We start from the raw sequence: 15897 nt of genomic DNA, 5'->3' as shown, positions 1-15897 counted from the left end.
AGGACTTAGTCCCCTGTGAAAGTGCAGTTCACGCCGATATCCTGGGCTGTGCCGGGCACGGTCGGCGCCCGGCCGGCCATTCAGGAGCCAGCATGGGTGATCGGAAGTCAACACACGCCGTCGTCGTCGGCATCGACGGATCACCGGCGGCACGCAGCGCCGCGATCTGGGCTGCCGGCGAAGCGGCCGATCGGAACCTGCCGCTGAAGCTCGTCTACGTCATCCACCACGCCGGCGATCCGGCCGATCCCCCCGACCCGCAGGCCGCCGCCTCCAGCGCACTCTCGCAGGCCCGCCAGGCGGTGCAGACCAGCACCGGCGTGCAGGCCGAAACCGAGTCGCTGCACGGAAACCCGCTCGCCACCCTGATCGAACTGTCCCATTCGGCGGCGATGGTCGCCGTGGGATCGGTCGGGGTCGCCCACACCTGTCATCGCGCCGGTTCGACCGCGGCCGCGCTGGCCGGCTCGGCCGGCTGCCCGGTGGCCGTGATCCGCAGTCCCGACGCCCGCGGACCCGGCGGGGCGATAGTTGCCGAAGTGGATGCCTCACCGGACAATAGGGCCGTGCTGGGATGGGCCATGGCCGAAGCGAAGCTGCGCCGCGCACCCCTGCGGATGGTCACCTCCGATGAGCAGGTGCGGCGCCGGCTCGATGACTGGGCTCAGCGCCACCCCGACCTGGCGATCGATGCCATCACCGCCGGCGACGTCGCCGGTTACCTGGCCGCCTGTCTGGCCGAGGAGGCCGAGTCCATCCAGTTGTTCGTCTCGGGCACCCGTGACCGGCGGAGCCTGGGCTGGGCCGGCGGCACCGGCGGTTGTTCGGTGCTCACCGTGGGCGGGTCACAGCGATGACGGCCGCGGCGAAAGGGCACGGCACGGTCAAGGTCTTTCTGGTGGACGATCACGAGGTGGTGCGCCGCGGCCTGATCGACCTGCTCGGCGCCGACCCGGAGCTCGACGTGGTCGGCGAGGCCGGCTCGGTCGCCGAGGCGATGGCGCGCATCCCGGCCCTGCGGCCCGACGTGGCGGTGCTCGACGTCCGGCTGCCGGACGGCAACGGCATCGAGCTCTGCCGTGATCTGCTGTCCCGGATGCCGGAGCTGCGCTGCCTGATCCTGACCTCGTTCACCTCCGACGAGGCGATGCTCGATGCCATCCTGGCCGGCGCCAGCGGCTACATCGTCAAGGACATCAAGGGCATGGAGCTGGCCCGCGCCGTCAAGGACGTCGGCGCCGGGCGCTCCCTGCTCGACAACCGCGCCGCCGCCGCACTGATGGCCAAACTGCGCGGCGCCGCCGCCAAGCCCGACCCGCTGTCGGGGCTGTCCGAACAGGAACGCACCCTGCTGAGCCTGCTGGCCGAGGGCCTGACCAACAAGCAGATCGCCGACCGGATGTTCCTGGCGGAGAAGACCGTCAAGAACTACGTGTCACGGCTGCTGGCCAAGCTGGGGATGGAACGCCGAACGCAGGCCGCGGTGTTCGCCACCAAACTCGAGCGCTCCCGGAATGACTGACGACCCACCCGCGGACGGCCCGAACCCCCTGCGCGACACGCTTTCCCAGTTACGGCTGCGCGAACTGCTGGTCGGCGTTCAGGACCGGGTCGAGCAGATCGTCGAGGGACGTGACCGCCTCGACGGTCTGCTGGCGGCGATGCTGGTGGTCACCTCCGGACTGGAACTCGACGCCACGCTGCGCACCATCGTGCAGACCGCCACCAACCTGGTCGAGGCCAAATACGGTGCGCTGGAAGTGCACGATCACGACCGCCGAATGCTGGAGTTCGTCTACGAAGGTATCGACGACGACACCTTCGCACGGATCGGGCGGCTCCCCGAAGGGCTCGGCGTGGTCGGCCTGCTGATCGACGAACCCCACCCCCTGCGACTAGATGATCTCACCAAACACCCTGCCTCGGTGGGGTTTCCGGCTTACCACCCGACGATGCGCACCTTCCTCGGCGTGCCGGTGGGTGTGCAGGACGAGGTCTTCGGCAATCTGTATCTCACCGAGAAGGCCAACGGGCAGCCGTTCAGTGAGGACGACGAGGTACTGGTGCAGGCGCTGGCGGCGGCCGCCGGGATCGCCATCGCCAACGCCCGGTTGTACGCGCAGGCCAAGGCGCGGCAATCCTGGATCGAATCCACCCGAGACATCGCCACCGAATTGTTGTCCGGAACCGATCCCACCACGGTGTTCCGGCTGATCGCCGAGGAGGCCAGTAAGCTCACCGGCGCCGAGTCGGCGCTGGTGGCCATCCCGATGGAAGAAGACACCCCCGAAGCCGAGGTCAAGGAGCTTCTGGCCGTCGAAACCTTGGGCGTGGCAATGGATTCAATCGCCGGTGAGACCATCCCGGTCGCCGGCACCCCGGTCGGCGAGGCATTCTCCCAGCGCATGCCGCGCAAGGTGGACCGACTCCGGTTGACCGGTGTCGACGCGAACGGTCCGGCGCTGATCCTGCCGTTGCGCGCCGCGGACGCGGTGGCCGGCGTCGTCGTGGTGGTGCGCCACGGCAACGCGAACCCGTTCAGCGTCGAACAACTCGACATGATGGCCGCGTTCGCCGATCAGGCCGCGTTGGCCTGGCAGTCGGCCGCCTCCCAGCGCCGCATGCACGAACTCGACGTACTCACCGACCGGGACCGGATCGCACGTGACCTGCACGACCATGTGATCCAGCGGCTGTTCGCCGTCGGGTTGTCGCTGCAGGGCACCATTCCGCGAGCGCGGTCCGCCACGGTGCAGCGCCGGCTGAGCGACGCGGTCGACGACCTGCAGGAGATCATCGGCGAGATCCGCACCACCATCTTCGACCTGCACGGCACCTCCTCGGCGGTGACCCGACTGCGGCAGCGGCTGGACAACGCGGTCGCCCAGTTCTCCGGTTCGGGACTGCACACCACGGTTCAGTTCGTCGGCCCGCTGTCGGTGGTCGAACCGACGCTGGCCGATCACGCCGAGGCGGTGGTCTCCGAGGCGGTCAGCAACGCGGTCCGACATGCCGGGGCCACCGCGCTGAACGTGCAGATCAAGGTCGAGGACGATCTGGCCATCGAGGTGACCGACGACGGCTGCGGAATGCCGGAGGTCATCACCCCCAGCGGGCTGGACAGCCTGCGGCAGCGTGCGGCACAGGCCGGTGGCGCCTTCAGCGTCGAATCCGCCCCGGGCGGGGGCACCGTGCTGCGCTGGTCCGCCCCGTTGATGACGCAGTAGGCGGCGCGGGGCGATCAGACGCACACCGCCCGGCTCTCGGCACCCGCCACGGGTTCCCGCCCGCCGGCGGCGGGCAGCCATTCCACGGTGTCGTCGAGGAACCGTCGCGGGGTGGCCGGCAGCGGGTCGGCGTTGATCGGGGCCCAGCCCACCCGCAGCAGCATCTGCGGATAGCCGCTGGTGCCGAAGACGTCGCGGCGCACCGCGGCGCGGGTTTCAGCGATCTCGAGCGGCTCGGTGACCGGACAGCTGGCCAGCCCCAGTGCCGTGGCGGTCAGCAGTACCACGCTGGTGGCCTCACCGGCACGCAGTTGGGCCAGACGGTCGTCGTCTTCGGTGCCGAGCGCCAGCATCACCGCGCGCTCCTCGGCCGGGACGGCGCCGGGCGGCTGGACCAGGGCCGGGTCGGCGAAGAGCCGGCCCGGAATCGGCGCGCCGGCCTCCGGCGCCGGAACACTGCGGGCCGGCACACCGGCGACCGACCGGTACCGACCGCTCCACCTCGACAGCTCGGCCAGGTACTCGTAATCGGTGCGGTGCTCGAAGACGGCTTGGGCCACCACCGCGTTGAGCCGGTCCAGGGCATCGATGCGGCGCAGCATCACCCCGGCGCGGGCGGCCCGGGCACCCATCAGCGCGATGTCGGCGGCCGCCACCGGCCACCCGCTGAAGATGCGGCGGTCGGTGCGCCGGCGCGGAATCGCCGCGGCCAGAGCGACGTCGAGTTGCTCGGGCAGTCCGTCCGGGTCGGGCCCGCACAGCTCGACCGACGCCAGGTGGTCGGGCCGGGCCGGATCGGGTAGCCGGTGGACCTTACAGCGCCAACCCATCGCGGCCAGCGCGACCACGCAATGGTGCAGTGCCGCACCGCAACTCAGGATCAGACCGCGGCCGTCGGGATCCACCCTGTCCAGGTGCAGGTCGGGGTCGGCGAACAGCTCCAGTCGAGGCTGCTGTGTCGCCGTCTGCACCCGCCAGTGCCACGGCTGGGAATTGTGCACCGACGGTGCACGGGTCGCCAGCTGCAGCACAGTGCGGACGGTCTCCCTGACGGCCGCGGTGTCCGGGTAGCCAGCAGGCTGTTCATCCACGGTCCGGCCCCCTTTCTTCCGTCCCGGTCCTGCGCCGATCTCGCGGCCCAAAGGCCCGTGACTTCTTCACCATGCCTCCGGCCGATCAGCCCGGACAGGGCAGGAAGGCCCGAGCTGAAAGGGACTTTGGGCCACCGGGGGCGTACGTCAGATTTCCCTGGACTCGGGACTTCCGGCCCTGCCGACGGCACCCGCCGCGGGCGGATCATAGGAGCGGGCGCAGGCAGGAGGTCCGCATCATGGAGCAACTGACCACACTGGACGCGGGTTTTTTGGAGGCCGAGGACTCCGACCGTCACGTCAGCCTGGCCATCGGCGGGCTGGTCATCTTGGCCGGGCCGCCGCCGGATCACGCCGCGCTGGTCGCCACACTGGGCGCACGGATCAGCGCCTGCCGGCGGTTCGGCCAGAAGCTGCAGGTGCACCCCTTCGACCTGGTGCCGCCCCGATGGGTCGACGACCCCGACTTCGACATCGGCCATCACGTACGGCGCGTCGCCCTGCCGCGTCCCGGCGGCGACGCCGAACTGTTCGGCTTCGTCGCCGACTCGATGGCGCGCCGGCTGGACCGGGACCGTCCGCTGTGGCAGATCTGGGTGATCGAAGGGCTGAGCGACGACCGGTGGGCGATGCTGGTCAAGGTTCACCACTGTGTCGGCGACGGCATCGCGACCTCGCAGCTGTTCACCGGGCTGTGCGATGAAAGCGGCGGCTTCGGCGACGGGGGTGACGGGATAGCCAGTTTCGCCGGCCATATCCGGAGTTCCCGCGAGACCCGTTCGGGCGTACCGCATTTCGGTTTGCCAACGGTGAATCTCAAGCCGGCGGCCTGGGCGGCGGAGCTGTGGAACGCCTCGGCTGCGATCAGCGCCGCCGCGGTGCGGGCCGCCCGCGGCACGGTCGAGCTGTCGGCCGGGCTGTTACGCCCGGGCACCCCCACCTCCTTGAACGGACCGGTGAGCGCGATGCGCCGGTACAGCGCGGCCAAGGTGTCCCTCGCCGACGTCGACCAGATCTGCCAGGCGTTCGGCGTGACCCTCAACGATGTCGCGCTGGCCGCCCTGACCGAGGGCTACCGGGGCATGCTGGACCGCCGGGGCGAACGCCCGCTGCCCGAGACACTGCGCACCCTGGTGCCGGTGTCCACCCGCGGCGGCGACGCCATCGGCGCGACCGACAACCGGGTCTCGGTGATGTTGCCCTACCTACCGGTGGAGGAGGAGAACCCGGTGCGACGGCTGAGGCTGGTGCACTCGCGGCTGAACAGGACCAAGAACACCGGGCAGCACCAGGCCGGCAGTGCCTTCGTCTCGGCGGCCAACCACCTGCCGTTCCCGCTCACCGCCTGGGCGGTGCGGCTGTTGACGCGGCTTCCTCAGCAGGGCGTCACCACCCTCGCCACCAATGTGCCGGGCCCGTCGCAGATCCTGCACATCATGGGCCGCAACGTGCTCGACGTACTCCCGGTGCCGCCGATCGCGCTGCAGTTGCGTACCGGGGTGGCAATGCTGAGCTACGCCGAGAGCCTGTTCTTCGGAGTGCTGGCCGACTACGACACCATGCCCGACGTCGACGAGTTCGCCCGCAGCATCGAGGCCGCGGTGGCCCGCCTGGTGGCCGCCGCCAAGCGGCGCAAGACCGTGGCCGAGCACGCCGAACGCCGGCGGCTGTCGCTGGTCACGACCGGGTGAGCGATGACTAGCCCGGCAGCACCGGAACCGCTCCACCGACCATGAACGGGCTCACCGGCGACCAGCTCTGCTCGTCCTCGGCCCGCGACGATGACAAGGCCAGCACCCCGCGCGGGTCGGCCACATAGACCGTGGACGGGTCGGCGACGATCGTCGACACCGGCAGCTGCAGATTGCCGTTGGGCGCATCGGAGTTCACCCCGTCGATGTTGACGTAGGACACCGGGTGCTTGGGGTCGGACCGGCTGACCACGATGTCATCGCCGGTACGCCAGCTCAGCGACACCACCGAGGAACCGAGCCCGAAGCCCAGCCGGCGCGGATAGTTCAGCACGAACTGGCCGGCCGAGGTCTGCTCGACGCCGGCCAGGATCACCTGCCCGCCGATCACCATGGCGGCCCGGGTGCCGTCACGCGACAGCTGCAGCTCGCTGATCGGCCCGGGGAACCTCGCGTTGATCGCCCCGGAGTCCACCGGGATACGGGCCGGGCGGCCCGAAGCCACCTCTTGGATCGCGCGCAGCACGTTGTTGCCGTCGACAACGACCCACACCGCTTCGTCCAGCGACCAGCTCGGCCGCGACAGGGTGTGTCCCTCGGCCGCCTGTACCGCCTCGCCACCGAGGTCCCCGATCCACAGTGTCGCCGGCGGGTCGGGCGCACCCGGGTGTACCACCACCGACGCCACCTGACGTCCGTTGCGGGACAACGCCGCCGACTCCTGGTCGGGCTCCCGCCCAAACGCCCCGGGCACCCGGTTGGCCTGCTGGCCGTCCAGGACGAGCAGTGAGCCGCCGATCAGCGCGTGTATCCCGGCCCCGGCACCGTCGGAGGCGCCCGGGTCGGTGGTGGCCACATCGGATGTCGTCCATCCTTCCGGGAACCGGTCGTCGAGCGCCGCGCCGTCGGCATCGATCACATAGGGGCCTTTGATATCGGCCCGCGCCAGTGTCCAGATCAGTTGCGCGGCAAGCAATTGTCTACTGTTCGGGTCGGTCGTCGACAGGCTGTCCAGGTCGATCTTCGCCCCGCCGTAGCCCCGGCCCACCCCACTCTTGCCGCCATCGGCACGGGTCACCGGCCCGCGCAGCCGCAACGGAGCCGCCAGCAGGTTGCGCACCCCGGCCATCTCCGGGCGGGGGCCGGCGATCAGCTTGGAGACCAGCTCGGTGGGCAACTGGTCGGGGTCGGACACCGCTACATAGCGGGGGTCGGGAACCACTGTCTTGCCGGTGGGGTCGACGAAATACAGCGTGTTGCGCTTGTAGGTGGCCTGGAACTGCTGCCAATCCAGGAAGACCCCATTGGGCAACCGGTCGATGCGCCAGCCGTCGGTGGTCTTGAGCAGTTCGATCGGCTCGGGGGCCGGCAGCGCGCCCTCGGCGGTTTCGAACACTCCCATGTCCGACAGCGAACCCAGCATGTCGGCGCGCATGGTGACCGCAACCCGATCGGCGCTGCGGGTTTCGACGAAGACCACGTTGTCGATCAGCAACGCGCTGCCGGCGTCGTCCCAGGCATCGGACGCCGACTGGGTGAGGAACTGCCGTGCAGCACGGTGCCGGTTGGCCGGATCGGCGGTGGCCTTGAGGAATTCGCGCAGCAACACATCGGGGTCCATCCCCGGGGTGGGCTTTGGCAGCACCGACGGCGGCGGCGCCTGCACGGTGCCGATCGCCTGCGGGGCCGACGTGCTGGGCACTCCGGCGCAGCCCGCCAGCGCGAGGGTGCCGGCCAGCATCAGCGCCACCGGACGGAGCCGGCGCATCACCCGCTCCTCTCGGCGTGTTCACGCGCTCGCTGCCGGCGCTCCCGGCGCTCGGCGGCGCTCACCGGTTTCATCGGAAGCGGGCTGGTGGTGACCTTGTGGCCGCGCACCAGTGGCAAGGTGAGCCGGAAGCAGGCGCCCTTGCCGGGCTGGCCCCAGGCCTCCAGCCTGCCCTGGTGCAGCCGCGCGTCCTCGACGCTGATCGCCAGTCCCAGCCCGGTGCCCCCGGAGCGCCGCACCCGCGACGGGTCGGCGCGCCAGAAGCGGCTGAATACCAGCTTCTCCTCCCCCGGACGCAGGCCCACCCCGTGGTCGCGGACCGTGACGGCCACCGTGTCTGCGTCGGCACCCATCCGGATCACCACCGGCTTGTGCTCGGCGTGGTCGATGGCATTGGCGATCAGGTTGCGCAGGATGCGTTCCACCCGGCGCGGATCGACCTCGGCGATCACGCCTTCGCCCGGCATGTCCACCTTGAGCTCGACGCCGGCGTCGGCGGCCAGATGGCCCACGTTGTCCAGCGCGCTGTTGACCGTCGAGCGCAGGTCCACCGACTCCACCGACAGTTCGGCCACACCCGCGTCGTGCCGGGAGATCTCCAGCAGGTCGTTGAGCAGTGACTCGAACCGGTCGAGTTCGCTGACCAGCAGCTCGGTGGAGCGCCGCAGCGAGGGCTCCAGATCTTCGCTGTGGTCGTGGATGAGGTCCGCCGCCATCCGCACCGTGGTCAGCGGGGTGCGCAGCTCATGGCTGACGTCGGAGGTGAACCGGCGCTGCAGATTGCCGAACTCCTCGAGCTGGGTGATCTGCCGCGACAGGCTCTCGGCCATGTCGTTGAACGACACCGCCAGCCGGGCCATGTCGTCTTCGCCGCGTACCGGCATCCGTTCGGACAGGTGCCCCTCGGCGAACCGTTCGGCGATCCGCGACGCTGAGCGCACCGGCAGCACCACCTGCCGGGACACCAGTAGCGCGATGCCGGCCAGCAGCCCCAGCAGCACCAGCCCGCCGGTGGCGATGGTGCCCCGCACCATGCTGATCGTGTTGCGCTCGGTTCCCAGCGGATAGATCAGGTAGAGCTCCAGGTTGGTGATCCGTGACGCCGTCGGCGTCCCGATCACCAGCGCCGGGCCGGAGAACCCCTCGACGTGCACGGTGGCGTACTGGTAGCTGACCTGACCGGCCTTGACGAATTCGCGCAGCCCGGCCGGCACCTGCTCGACCGGCCCCGCGGTGGTCGCCGCGCGCGGGCCCTCGCCGAGCACCACCAGCACCGCGTCGAACGCGCCCGCGGTCCCGCTGCCGGCGGCCGGGTCGGTCTTGCTCATCAGCGTGTTGCGGGCCAGCTGCAGGCTCGAGGTCAGCGAACGGGCTTCCTCACCGCCGACGATGCCGCCGGCCGTGACGCGGGCCCGCTCGATCTGCTCGGTGGCCGCCCGGACCTTGACGTCGAGCACCCGGTCGGTGATCTGGCTGGTCAAGACGAATCCGAGCGCCAGGATGACCGCAGCCGACAGCCCCATCGTCAGCGCCACCACCCGCAACTGCAGCGAACGGCGCCAGGCGAGCTGCACCGCGCGGCGCAGCGTGTTCACGCCGAGCAGCAGCGGCCCCGACCGACGCGGGCGCCGTCTGGAACTGAAGATCACCGACGCTTCCCCTCATGGCCGTCGGCGCGCTGCCTCGTCGGAGACGCGGTACTCACCGCAGCCGCTCCCCCGTGGGGATCACGGAGGTCCGGCCTTGTAACCCACTCCTCGAACGGTCAGCACCACGGTCGGGTTCTCCGGGTCTTGCTCCACTTTGGCCCGCAGGCGCTGAACGTGCACGTTCACCAGCCGGGTGTCGGCCGGGTGCCGGTACCCCCAGACCTGTTCGAGCAGCACTTCACGAGTAAACACCTGGCGGGGCTTGCGTGCCAGGGCGACCAGCAGGTCGAACTCCAACGGGGTCAGGGAGATCTGCTCACCGGCGCGGCTCACCTTGTGCGCCGGCACGTCGATGTCGATGTCGGCGATCGAGAGCATCTCGGCCGGCTCGTCGTCGTTGCGGCGCAGCCGGGCCCGCACCCGGGCCACCAGTTCCTTGGGCTTGAACGGTTTCATGATGTAGTCGTCGGCGCCGGACTCCAGCCCGAGCACCACGTCGACGGTGTCGGTCTTGGCGGTGAGCATCACGATCGGCACACCGGAGTCCTTGCGCAGCACCCGGCAGACATCGATGCCGTTCATGCCGGGCAGCATCAGGTCCAGCAGCACCAGATCGGGCCGCAGCTCGTGCACCGCGGTGAGCGCCTGGGTGCCGTCACCGACGACCGCGGTGTCGAAACCCTCCCCACGCAGCACGATGGTGAGCATCTCGGCCAGCGAAGCGTCGTCGTCGACGACGAGAATCCTTTGCCTCATGGCGTACATGGTGTCATCAGATCGAGACAAAATCCTGCTACCACACGCGCGTTTCGCAGGTTAACCCCGCAGAACGCCTGCCAGCTCGTCCGCCGAGACCGCCGGACCGGCCAGCTGCCACCGTCCCGCGAAGCCGGCGCGGGCCAGCCCGCGGTACACCTCGCCGGTCCGGCGCTGCAGCCCGTCGTCGCGCTCGTAGCTGTCCCGGGCCCGGGCGGTGTCGCGCGCCTCGCGGTTCCGGGCGCGCTCAGCGGCCAGTTCGGCGGGGACATCCAGCAGCACCTGCCAGTCCGGCACGGGCAGCCCGAGCCGCTCGAATTCCAGCTGCCGCACCCAGGCGACCACCTCGCCGTCGGCGTCCTGATGCAGCCGGGCGGCACTGTAGGCGGCGTTGGAGGCCACATACCGGTCCAGGATCACCACGTCGTAGCGGTCTTGCAGGGCCGCGATCTCATCCTTGGCGCCGGCCCGGTCCAGCGCGAACAGCATCGCCATCGCGTACACCGAATCCGCCAGGTCGCCGTGCTGCCCACGCAGCGCCTCGGCGGCGACGTCGGCGGTCGCCGAGACCCCGTAGCGCGGGAACGCGCAGGTGGTCACCGACTTCCCGGCGGCCTCGAACGCCGCGCGCAACCCCTGGGTCAGGGTGTTCTTGCCGGCGCCGTCAACGCCTTCGATCGCGATCAGCACGCGCCGAGCCTAATCCGGCGAGCAGACACAGAGTCGCACGCATGGGCATCCCATGGTGCGACTCTGTGTCTGCTCGCGGAGAGAATCAGTACCGGTAGTGGTCCGGCTTGTAGGGACCCTCGACGTCCACGCCGATGTACTCGGCCTGGTCCTTGGTCAGCTTGGTCAGGGTGCCGCCCAGCGCCTCGACGTGGATGCGGGCCACCTTCTCATCGAGGTGCTTGGGCAGCCGGTAGACCTCGTTGTCGTACTCGTCGCCCTTGGTCCACAGCTCGATCTGGGCGATCACCTGGTTGGAGAAGCTGTTGCTCATCACGAACGACGGGTGCCCGGTGGCGTTGCCCAGGTTGAGCAGCCGGCCCTCGGACAGCACGATGATCGAGCGGCCGGTGTCCGGGAAGGTCCACACGTCGACCTGCGGCTTGACGTTGTCGCGGACTGCGCCGGAGGTCTCCAGGGCGGCCATGTCGATCTCGTTGTCGAAGTGGCCGATGTTGCCCAGGATGGCCTGGTTCTTCATCGCCTTCATGTGCTCGAGGGTGATGATGTCCTTGTTGCCGGTGGTGGTGATGACGATGTCGGCATCGCCGATGGCCTGCTCGACGGTCTGCACGTCGTAGCCCTCCATCAGTGCCTGCAGCGCGTTGATCGGGTCGATCTCGGTGACCGTCACCCGCGCGCCCTGGCCTTTGAGCGACTCCGCGGAGCCCTTGCCGACGTCACCGAAGCCGCAGACCAGCGCCTTCTTGCCGCCGATCAGTGCGTCGGTGCCGCGGTTGATGCCGTCGATGAGCGAGTGCCGGCAGCCGTACTTGTTGTCGAACTTGCTCTTGGTGACCGAGTCGTTGACGTTGATCGCCGGGAACACCAGCTCACCCGCGGCGGCCAGCTGGTAGAGACGCAGCACGCCGGTGGTGGTCTCCTCGGTGACGCCCTTGACCGAGTCGGCGATCTTGGTCCACTTGGTCTTGTCGGTCTCGTAGCGCTCGCGCAACCGCGCCAAGAAGACCTTCCATTCGTGGGAGTCACCGTCCTCGGCGGGCGGCACCACGCCGGCCTTCTCGTACTGGGCGCCGCGCAGCACCATCATGGTGGCGTCGCCGCCGTCGTCGAGGATCATGTTGGCCGGTTCGCCGTCCCAGGTCAGAGCTTCCTCGGCGCACCACCAGTACTCCTCCAGCGTCTCGCCCTTCCAGGCGAAGACCGGGGTGCCCTTGGGCTCCTCGACGGTGCCGTGCGGCCCGACGACGACCGCCGCGGCGGCGTGGTCCTGGGTGGAGAAGATGTTGCAGGAGGCCCAGCGGACCTCGGCGCCGAGGTCGACCAGGGTCTCGATGAGCACTGCGGTCTGAATCGTCATGTGCAGCGAGCCGGTGATGCGGGCGCCCTTGAGCGGGTTGACGCCGTGGTACTCGTGACGCAGCGCCATCAGTCCGGGCATCTCGTGCTCGGCCAGCCGGATCTCCTTGCGGCCGTACTCGGCCAGCGACAGGTCGGCGACCTTGTAGTCGATGCCGTTGCGGCTGTCCGCGGTCAAACTCATCAGTGCGCCCCCGTAAGGTTCGGTGAAAATCAGCTCCGCTACAAGCTACCGGCGAACGTCCGGGACGGCTCGAGCGGGTCAATCGACGTCTATGACCCCATAGGTCTCGGCCGTCGGGGTGAACAATCGGGCCAGGTCAGCGGCCACATCGTGGTCGGCTTCGGGGGGCATGGAGACGTAGCTCATGGCCAGCCGGACGATGGCCCGGGCCAGGATGCCGGCGTCTTCCTCGCTGGCCTTGACCCAGCTGTGCATGAACGACGACGTGAGCCGCTGCGAGCAGCGGGTGATGATCGGCCCGCTGTCGGTGGTGATGATCTGCAGCAGGTCCGGCTTGGCGGCACCGGTCAGCAGCGAGATCACCAGCGGGTCGGCCGCCGAGGAGGAGAAGAAGGACCGGAACCCTTCCAGGAACGCGGCGTGGACGTCGCCGACGTTGCCGTAGATGGCGCGCTCGACGGCGTCGACGAGCCGGTCGGCCAGGCGGATCGCGTAGCCCTGCGCCAGGCCCTGGCGCGAACCGAACTCGTTGTAGATGGTCTGCCGGCTGACCCCGGCCGCCCGGGCGACGTCGGCCAACGTGATCGACGACCAGTCCCGGCTGGTCAACAACTCCCGCATCGCCTCGAGCACCGAGTCGCGCAACAGCGCCCGGGATGCCTCGGCGTAGGGGATGCGTTTCACCACCGCGAGATTAGCGGGTGTCACGGCCGGACGACTTCCACCATCTCGAAATCCGCCTTGGCCGCGCCGCAGTCCGGGCAGCTCCAGTCCTCACCGATATCGGCCCAGCGGGTACCGGGTGCGATCCCGTCCTCAGGCCAGCCCACCGCCTCGTCGTACTCGAAGCCGCACTGCAGACACCGGAACAGTTTGTAGTCGCTCACGTCGCCACCTCGCGTTCGAAATCCGGCTTCTCGCGGACCGCACAGTCCGGGCAGCTCCAGTCGTCGGGAATCTGCTGCCAGGGCGTGCCGGCCGGGAATCCTTCGCGTGGCGCGCCGAGCGCCTCGTCGTAGACGTAGTCGCAGCCCGGGCAGCGGTAGGTCGCCATCACGCCGCCACCTGCCCGGGGACGGTGGTGGCGTAGCGGCGCAGGATCTTCGCTCGCCGGCGCGGCTCGATGTTGACCCGGGTGATGTCGCCGCCGTAGTGCGCCAGCACCCGGTGGTCCATCAGCCTGCGCCACAGCGGCGGGAAGTAGGTCAGCCCGATCAGCGAGGCGTACCCGCTGGGCAGGTTCGGCGCCTGCTCCATGCTGCGCAGCGTCTGGTAACGCCGGGTGGGGTTGGCGTGGTGATCGCTGTGCCGCTGCAGGTGGTAGAGGAACAGGTTGGTCACCAAGTGGTCGGAGTTCCAGCTGTGCTCGGGTGTACAGCGTTCGTAGCGGCCGTTGGCGCGGGTCTGGCGCAGTAAGCCGTAATGCTCGATGTAGTTCACCGACTCCAGCAGGGAGAAGCCGTAGACGGCCTGGATGACGACGAACGGGATCAGCGCCGGGCCGAACACCGCGATCAGCACGCCCCACAGCACCACCGACATCAACCATGAGTTGAGCACGTCGTTGGACAGTCGCCAGGGCCCTTTGTCCAGCCGGCGCAGCCGCGCGGCCTCCAGCTCCCAGGCCGAGCGCAGGCCACCGAAGACACTGCGCGGCAGGAACTCCCAGAACGTCTCGCCGAACCGGCCCGACGCCGGGTCCTCGGGGGTGGCCACCCGCACGTGGTGGCCCCGGTTGTGCTCGATATAGAAGTGCCCGTAGCAGCTCTGCGCCAGGGTGATCTTCGACAGCCAGCGCTCCAGGCTCGCCTTCTTGTGCCCCAGTTCGTGGGCGGTGTTGATGCCGACACCGCCCAGGGCGCCCACCGACAGCGCGAGCCCGATCTTGGCGAACCAGCTGAGCGACCCCTCGACGCCCAGCCAGCTCAGATCGGTTGCGGTGAACAGGTAGGCGCCCAGCACGACGCTGGCGTACTGGCACGGGATGTAGGCGTAGATGCAGTAGCGGTAGTACCGGTCGTTCTCCAGCGCGGTCATCACCTCGTCGGGCGGGTTCTGCCCGTCGGCGCCGAAGCGCAGATCCAGCGCCGGCAGCAGCACGTAGATCAGGATCGGCCCGATCCAGAACGGCACCTGCGCGGCCACCTGCCAGCCGAACCGGTTCATCGCCCACACGAACGGCAGCATGGCGAGAATCAGCGTCGGGGCGATCAGGCCCATCAGCCACAGGTAGCGCTTCTTGTCGCGCCACGCTTCCGTCGCCGCAGTGCCCGTCTGCGCCAATCCAGCCATCCGCGCCTCTCCTTGTGAGTTTCGACCCCCCGCATGGATGGACATTACATCCGGATACGTCCGTTGTCTAGACATTTGATGGCGTTTTGTACACGAGATGGGCCCGGTGTGGGCCATGCCGTGAACGAGGCGTGCAACACAGCACCCGGGCGCTGACGGGTCTTGGCACGGTCGGCCAACCGCGCCCGTGATGTCGAGGCCGACGACCGAACCGACTTCTGGGCCGGCCACCGGGGTGTGACCCAGCTCCCAGGACCGTGCCACACTCAGGGCATGGTTTACGCGATCGCCCGCCCCCAGATCGAGGGCAACATAGCCGTCGGTGAGGACCGTCAGCTCGGCTTCGCCGAGTTCGGCGCGCCGCACGGCCGGCCGATGTTCTGGCTGCACGGCACCCCCGGTGCCCGCCGCCAGATCCCGGTCGAGGCGCGGATCTACGCCAAGGAGGCGAACATCCGCCTGATCGGGGTGGACCGGCCCGGTATCGGTTCCTCGACGCCCTACCAGTACGAGACCGTGTCGCAGTTCGCCGATGATCTGCGCACCATGGCCGACACGCTCGGCATCGACAAGATGGCGGTCATCGGACTGTCCGGCGGCGGCCCCTACACCCTGGCGTGCGCGGCGGCGATGCCCGGGCGGGTGGTGGCGGCCGGGATCCTGGGCGGCGTCGCACCGGCGGTGGGCCCCGACGCCATCGACAGCGGCCTGATGACGCTGGCCCGGATCGCCGAGCCGGTGCTGCAGCGCGCCGGGCGCCCGATCAGCATTGTGGCCACCGGGCTGATCCGGATGATCCGGCCGGTGGCCGAACCGGCGCTGGAGCTCTACGCGCTGGTCTCTCCCGAGGGCGACCGCCGGCTGCTGGGCCGGCCGGAGTTCAAGGCGATGTTCCTCGACGACCTGCTCAACGGGGCCCGCAAGCAGCTCGCCGCGCCCATCGCCGACGCCGTCCTGTTCGCCCGCTACTGGGGCTTCCGGCTCGACGAGGTGAAGGTGCCGGTGCACTGGTGGCATGGCGACGCCGACCACATCGTCCCCTTCGCCCACGGGGAACACGCCGTCTCCCTGCTGCCCGACGCCCGGCTGTACCCGATCCCCGGGGAAAGCCACCTGGCCGGACTCGGGCGCGCCGAGGAGATTCTGCGCACCATGTGTGAGGCCTGGGACCGCGCCGAGGCGCGCTGACC

The 15897-nt window shown here is 69.5% G+C and carries 15 protein-coding genes; 5 read left to right on the top strand and 10 right to left on the bottom strand.

Features of this window, described 5'->3' with window-relative positions; all coding sequences use genetic code 11:
* Window positions 1–92: 92 nt before the first annotated feature.
* Genes G6N23_RS05370 through G6N23_RS05360 form a run of 3 tightly spaced genes read left to right on the top strand, consistent with a single transcriptional unit; the run spans window position 93 to window position 3227 of the window.
* Window positions 93–857 (top strand): universal stress protein, encoded by a 765-nt coding sequence (locus G6N23_RS05370; protein ID WP_085259080.1) that lies wholly within the window; start codon window positions 93–95, stop codon window positions 855–857.
* Entirely contained in the window at window positions 854–1522 is a 669-nt protein-coding gene (gene dosR, locus G6N23_RS05365) for a hypoxia response regulator transcription factor DosR/DevR (RefSeq protein ID WP_085259081.1), read from the top strand. Before G6N23_RS05370 ends, dosR begins: the two co-directional genes overlap by 4 nt.
* Entirely contained in the window at window positions 1515–3227 is a 1713-nt protein-coding gene (locus G6N23_RS05360) for a GAF domain-containing sensor histidine kinase (RefSeq protein WP_085259082.1), read from the top strand. The genes dosR and G6N23_RS05360 overlap by 8 nt, the downstream gene beginning before the upstream one ends.
* 14 nt (window positions 3228–3241) lie before the next feature.
* Here the strand turns inward: G6N23_RS05360 and G6N23_RS05355 are convergent, their stop codons facing one another.
* A complete protein-coding gene (locus G6N23_RS05355; RefSeq protein ID WP_085259083.1) occupies window positions 3242–4318 on the bottom strand; it encodes an Acg family FMN-binding oxidoreductase in 1077 nt (358 codons plus the stop codon).
* 239 nt (window positions 4319–4557) lie between these two features.
* Between G6N23_RS05355 and G6N23_RS05350 the strand changes: the two genes are divergently transcribed.
* Complete coding sequence (locus G6N23_RS05350; protein ID WP_085259084.1) at window positions 4558–6009, top strand: WS/DGAT/MGAT family O-acyltransferase; 1452 nt, start codon at window positions 4558–4560, stop codon at window positions 6007–6009.
* 7 nt (window positions 6010–6016) lie between these two features.
* On the opposite strand, the gene lpqB is transcribed toward G6N23_RS05350, so the two are convergent.
* From lpqB to G6N23_RS05305, 9 genes are all read right to left on the bottom strand, one after another.
* A complete protein-coding gene (gene lpqB / locus G6N23_RS05345) occupies window positions 6017–7750 on the bottom strand; it encodes an MtrAB system accessory lipoprotein LpqB (RefSeq protein WP_234808470.1) in 1734 nt (577 codons plus the stop codon).
* Between the two features lie 26 nt (window positions 7751–7776).
* Complete coding sequence (gene mtrB, locus G6N23_RS05340) at window positions 7777–9426, bottom strand: MtrAB system histidine kinase MtrB (protein ID WP_085259086.1); 1650 nt, start codon at window positions 9424–9426, stop codon at window positions 7777–7779.
* Window positions 9427–9504: 78 nt separating this feature from the next.
* Window positions 9505–10191, bottom strand: coding sequence for a two-component system response regulator MtrA (gene mtrA / locus G6N23_RS05335; protein ID WP_019737852.1), 687 nt, complete (start codon window positions 10189–10191; stop codon window positions 9505–9507).
* A 51-nt stretch (window positions 10192–10242) separates the two neighbouring features.
* Window positions 10243–10872, bottom strand: a complete 630-nt coding sequence (locus tag G6N23_RS05330; RefSeq protein ID WP_085259087.1) for a dTMP kinase — start codon at window positions 10870–10872, stop codon at window positions 10243–10245.
* Between the two features lie 85 nt (window positions 10873–10957).
* The gene (gene ahcY, locus G6N23_RS05325; RefSeq protein ID WP_095173963.1) at window positions 10958–12418 is read right to left on the bottom strand and encodes an adenosylhomocysteinase; all 1461 of its coding nucleotides are present in this window, start codon (window positions 12416–12418) and stop codon (window positions 10958–10960) included.
* A gap of 75 nt (window positions 12419–12493) precedes the next feature.
* Window positions 12494–13123 carry a TetR family transcriptional regulator AlkX gene (alkX, locus tag G6N23_RS05320; protein ID WP_372508905.1) on the bottom strand — a complete coding sequence of 210 codons (630 nt, stop codon included), beginning with the start codon at window positions 13121–13123 and terminating at the stop codon, window positions 12494–12496.
* Window positions 13120–13302, bottom strand: coding sequence for a rubredoxin (locus G6N23_RS05315; RefSeq protein ID WP_085259089.1), 183 nt, complete (start codon window positions 13300–13302; stop codon window positions 13120–13122). Before G6N23_RS05315 ends, alkX begins: the two co-directional genes overlap by 4 nt.
* Window positions 13299–13469, bottom strand: coding sequence for a rubredoxin (locus G6N23_RS05310; RefSeq protein ID WP_085259090.1), 171 nt, complete (start codon window positions 13467–13469; stop codon window positions 13299–13301). Before G6N23_RS05310 ends, G6N23_RS05315 begins: the two co-directional genes overlap by 4 nt.
* Entirely contained in the window at window positions 13469–14707 is a 1239-nt protein-coding gene (locus G6N23_RS05305; protein WP_085259091.1) for an alkane 1-monooxygenase, read from the bottom strand. The genes G6N23_RS05310 and G6N23_RS05305 overlap by 1 nt, the downstream gene beginning before the upstream one ends.
* A 273-nt stretch (window positions 14708–14980) precedes the next feature.
* Here G6N23_RS05305 and G6N23_RS05300 point away from each other — a divergent pair, with 273 nt between their 5' ends.
* Window positions 14981–15895: an alpha/beta fold hydrolase gene (locus G6N23_RS05300; protein ID WP_085259144.1), complete on the top strand. Its 915-nt coding sequence runs from the start codon at window positions 14981–14983 to the stop codon at window positions 15893–15895.
* Window positions 15896–15897 lie beyond the last annotated feature (2 nt).

Origin of the sequence: Mycolicibacter terrae, assembly GCF_010727125.1 — a bacterium.
Classification (GTDB): Bacteria; Actinomycetota; Actinomycetes; order Mycobacteriales; family Mycobacteriaceae; genus Mycobacterium; species Mycobacterium terrae.
The sequence above is the reverse complement of the archived record's forward strand: the minus strand, read 5'-3'. Positions and strand labels throughout refer to the sequence as shown.

Excerpts from the sequence above, each read along its gene's own strand:
- dosR (WP_085259081.1), top strand. The coding sequence starts at position 854 with ATGACGGCCGCGGCGAAAGGGCACGGCACGGTCAAGGTCTTTCTGGTG.
- G6N23_RS05350 (WP_085259084.1), top strand. The coding sequence starts at position 4,558 with ATGGAGCAACTGACCACACTGGACGCGGGTTTTTTGGAGGCCGAGGAC.
- G6N23_RS05370 (WP_085259080.1), top strand. The coding sequence starts at position 93 with ATGGGTGATCGGAAGTCAACACACGCCGTCGTCGTCGGCATCGACGGA.
- G6N23_RS05300 (WP_085259144.1), top strand. The coding sequence starts at position 14,981 with ATGGTTTACGCGATCGCCCGCCCCCAGATCGAGGGCAACATAGCCGTC.
- lpqB (WP_234808470.1), bottom strand. The coding sequence starts at position 7,750 with ATGCTGGCCGGCACCCTCGCGCTGGCGGGCTGCGCCGGAGTGCCCAGC.
- mtrA (WP_019737852.1), bottom strand. The coding sequence starts at position 10,191 with ATGTACGCCATGAGGCAAAGGATTCTCGTCGTCGACGACGACGCTTCG.
- G6N23_RS05305 (WP_085259091.1), bottom strand. The coding sequence starts at position 14,707 with ATGGCTGGATTGGCGCAGACGGGCACTGCGGCGACGGAAGCGTGGCGC.
- G6N23_RS05360 (WP_085259082.1), top strand. The coding sequence starts at position 1,515 with ATGACTGACGACCCACCCGCGGACGGCCCGAACCCCCTGCGCGACACG.
- G6N23_RS05310 (WP_085259090.1), bottom strand. The coding sequence starts at position 13,469 with ATGGCGACCTACCGCTGCCCGGGCTGCGACTACGTCTACGACGAGGCG.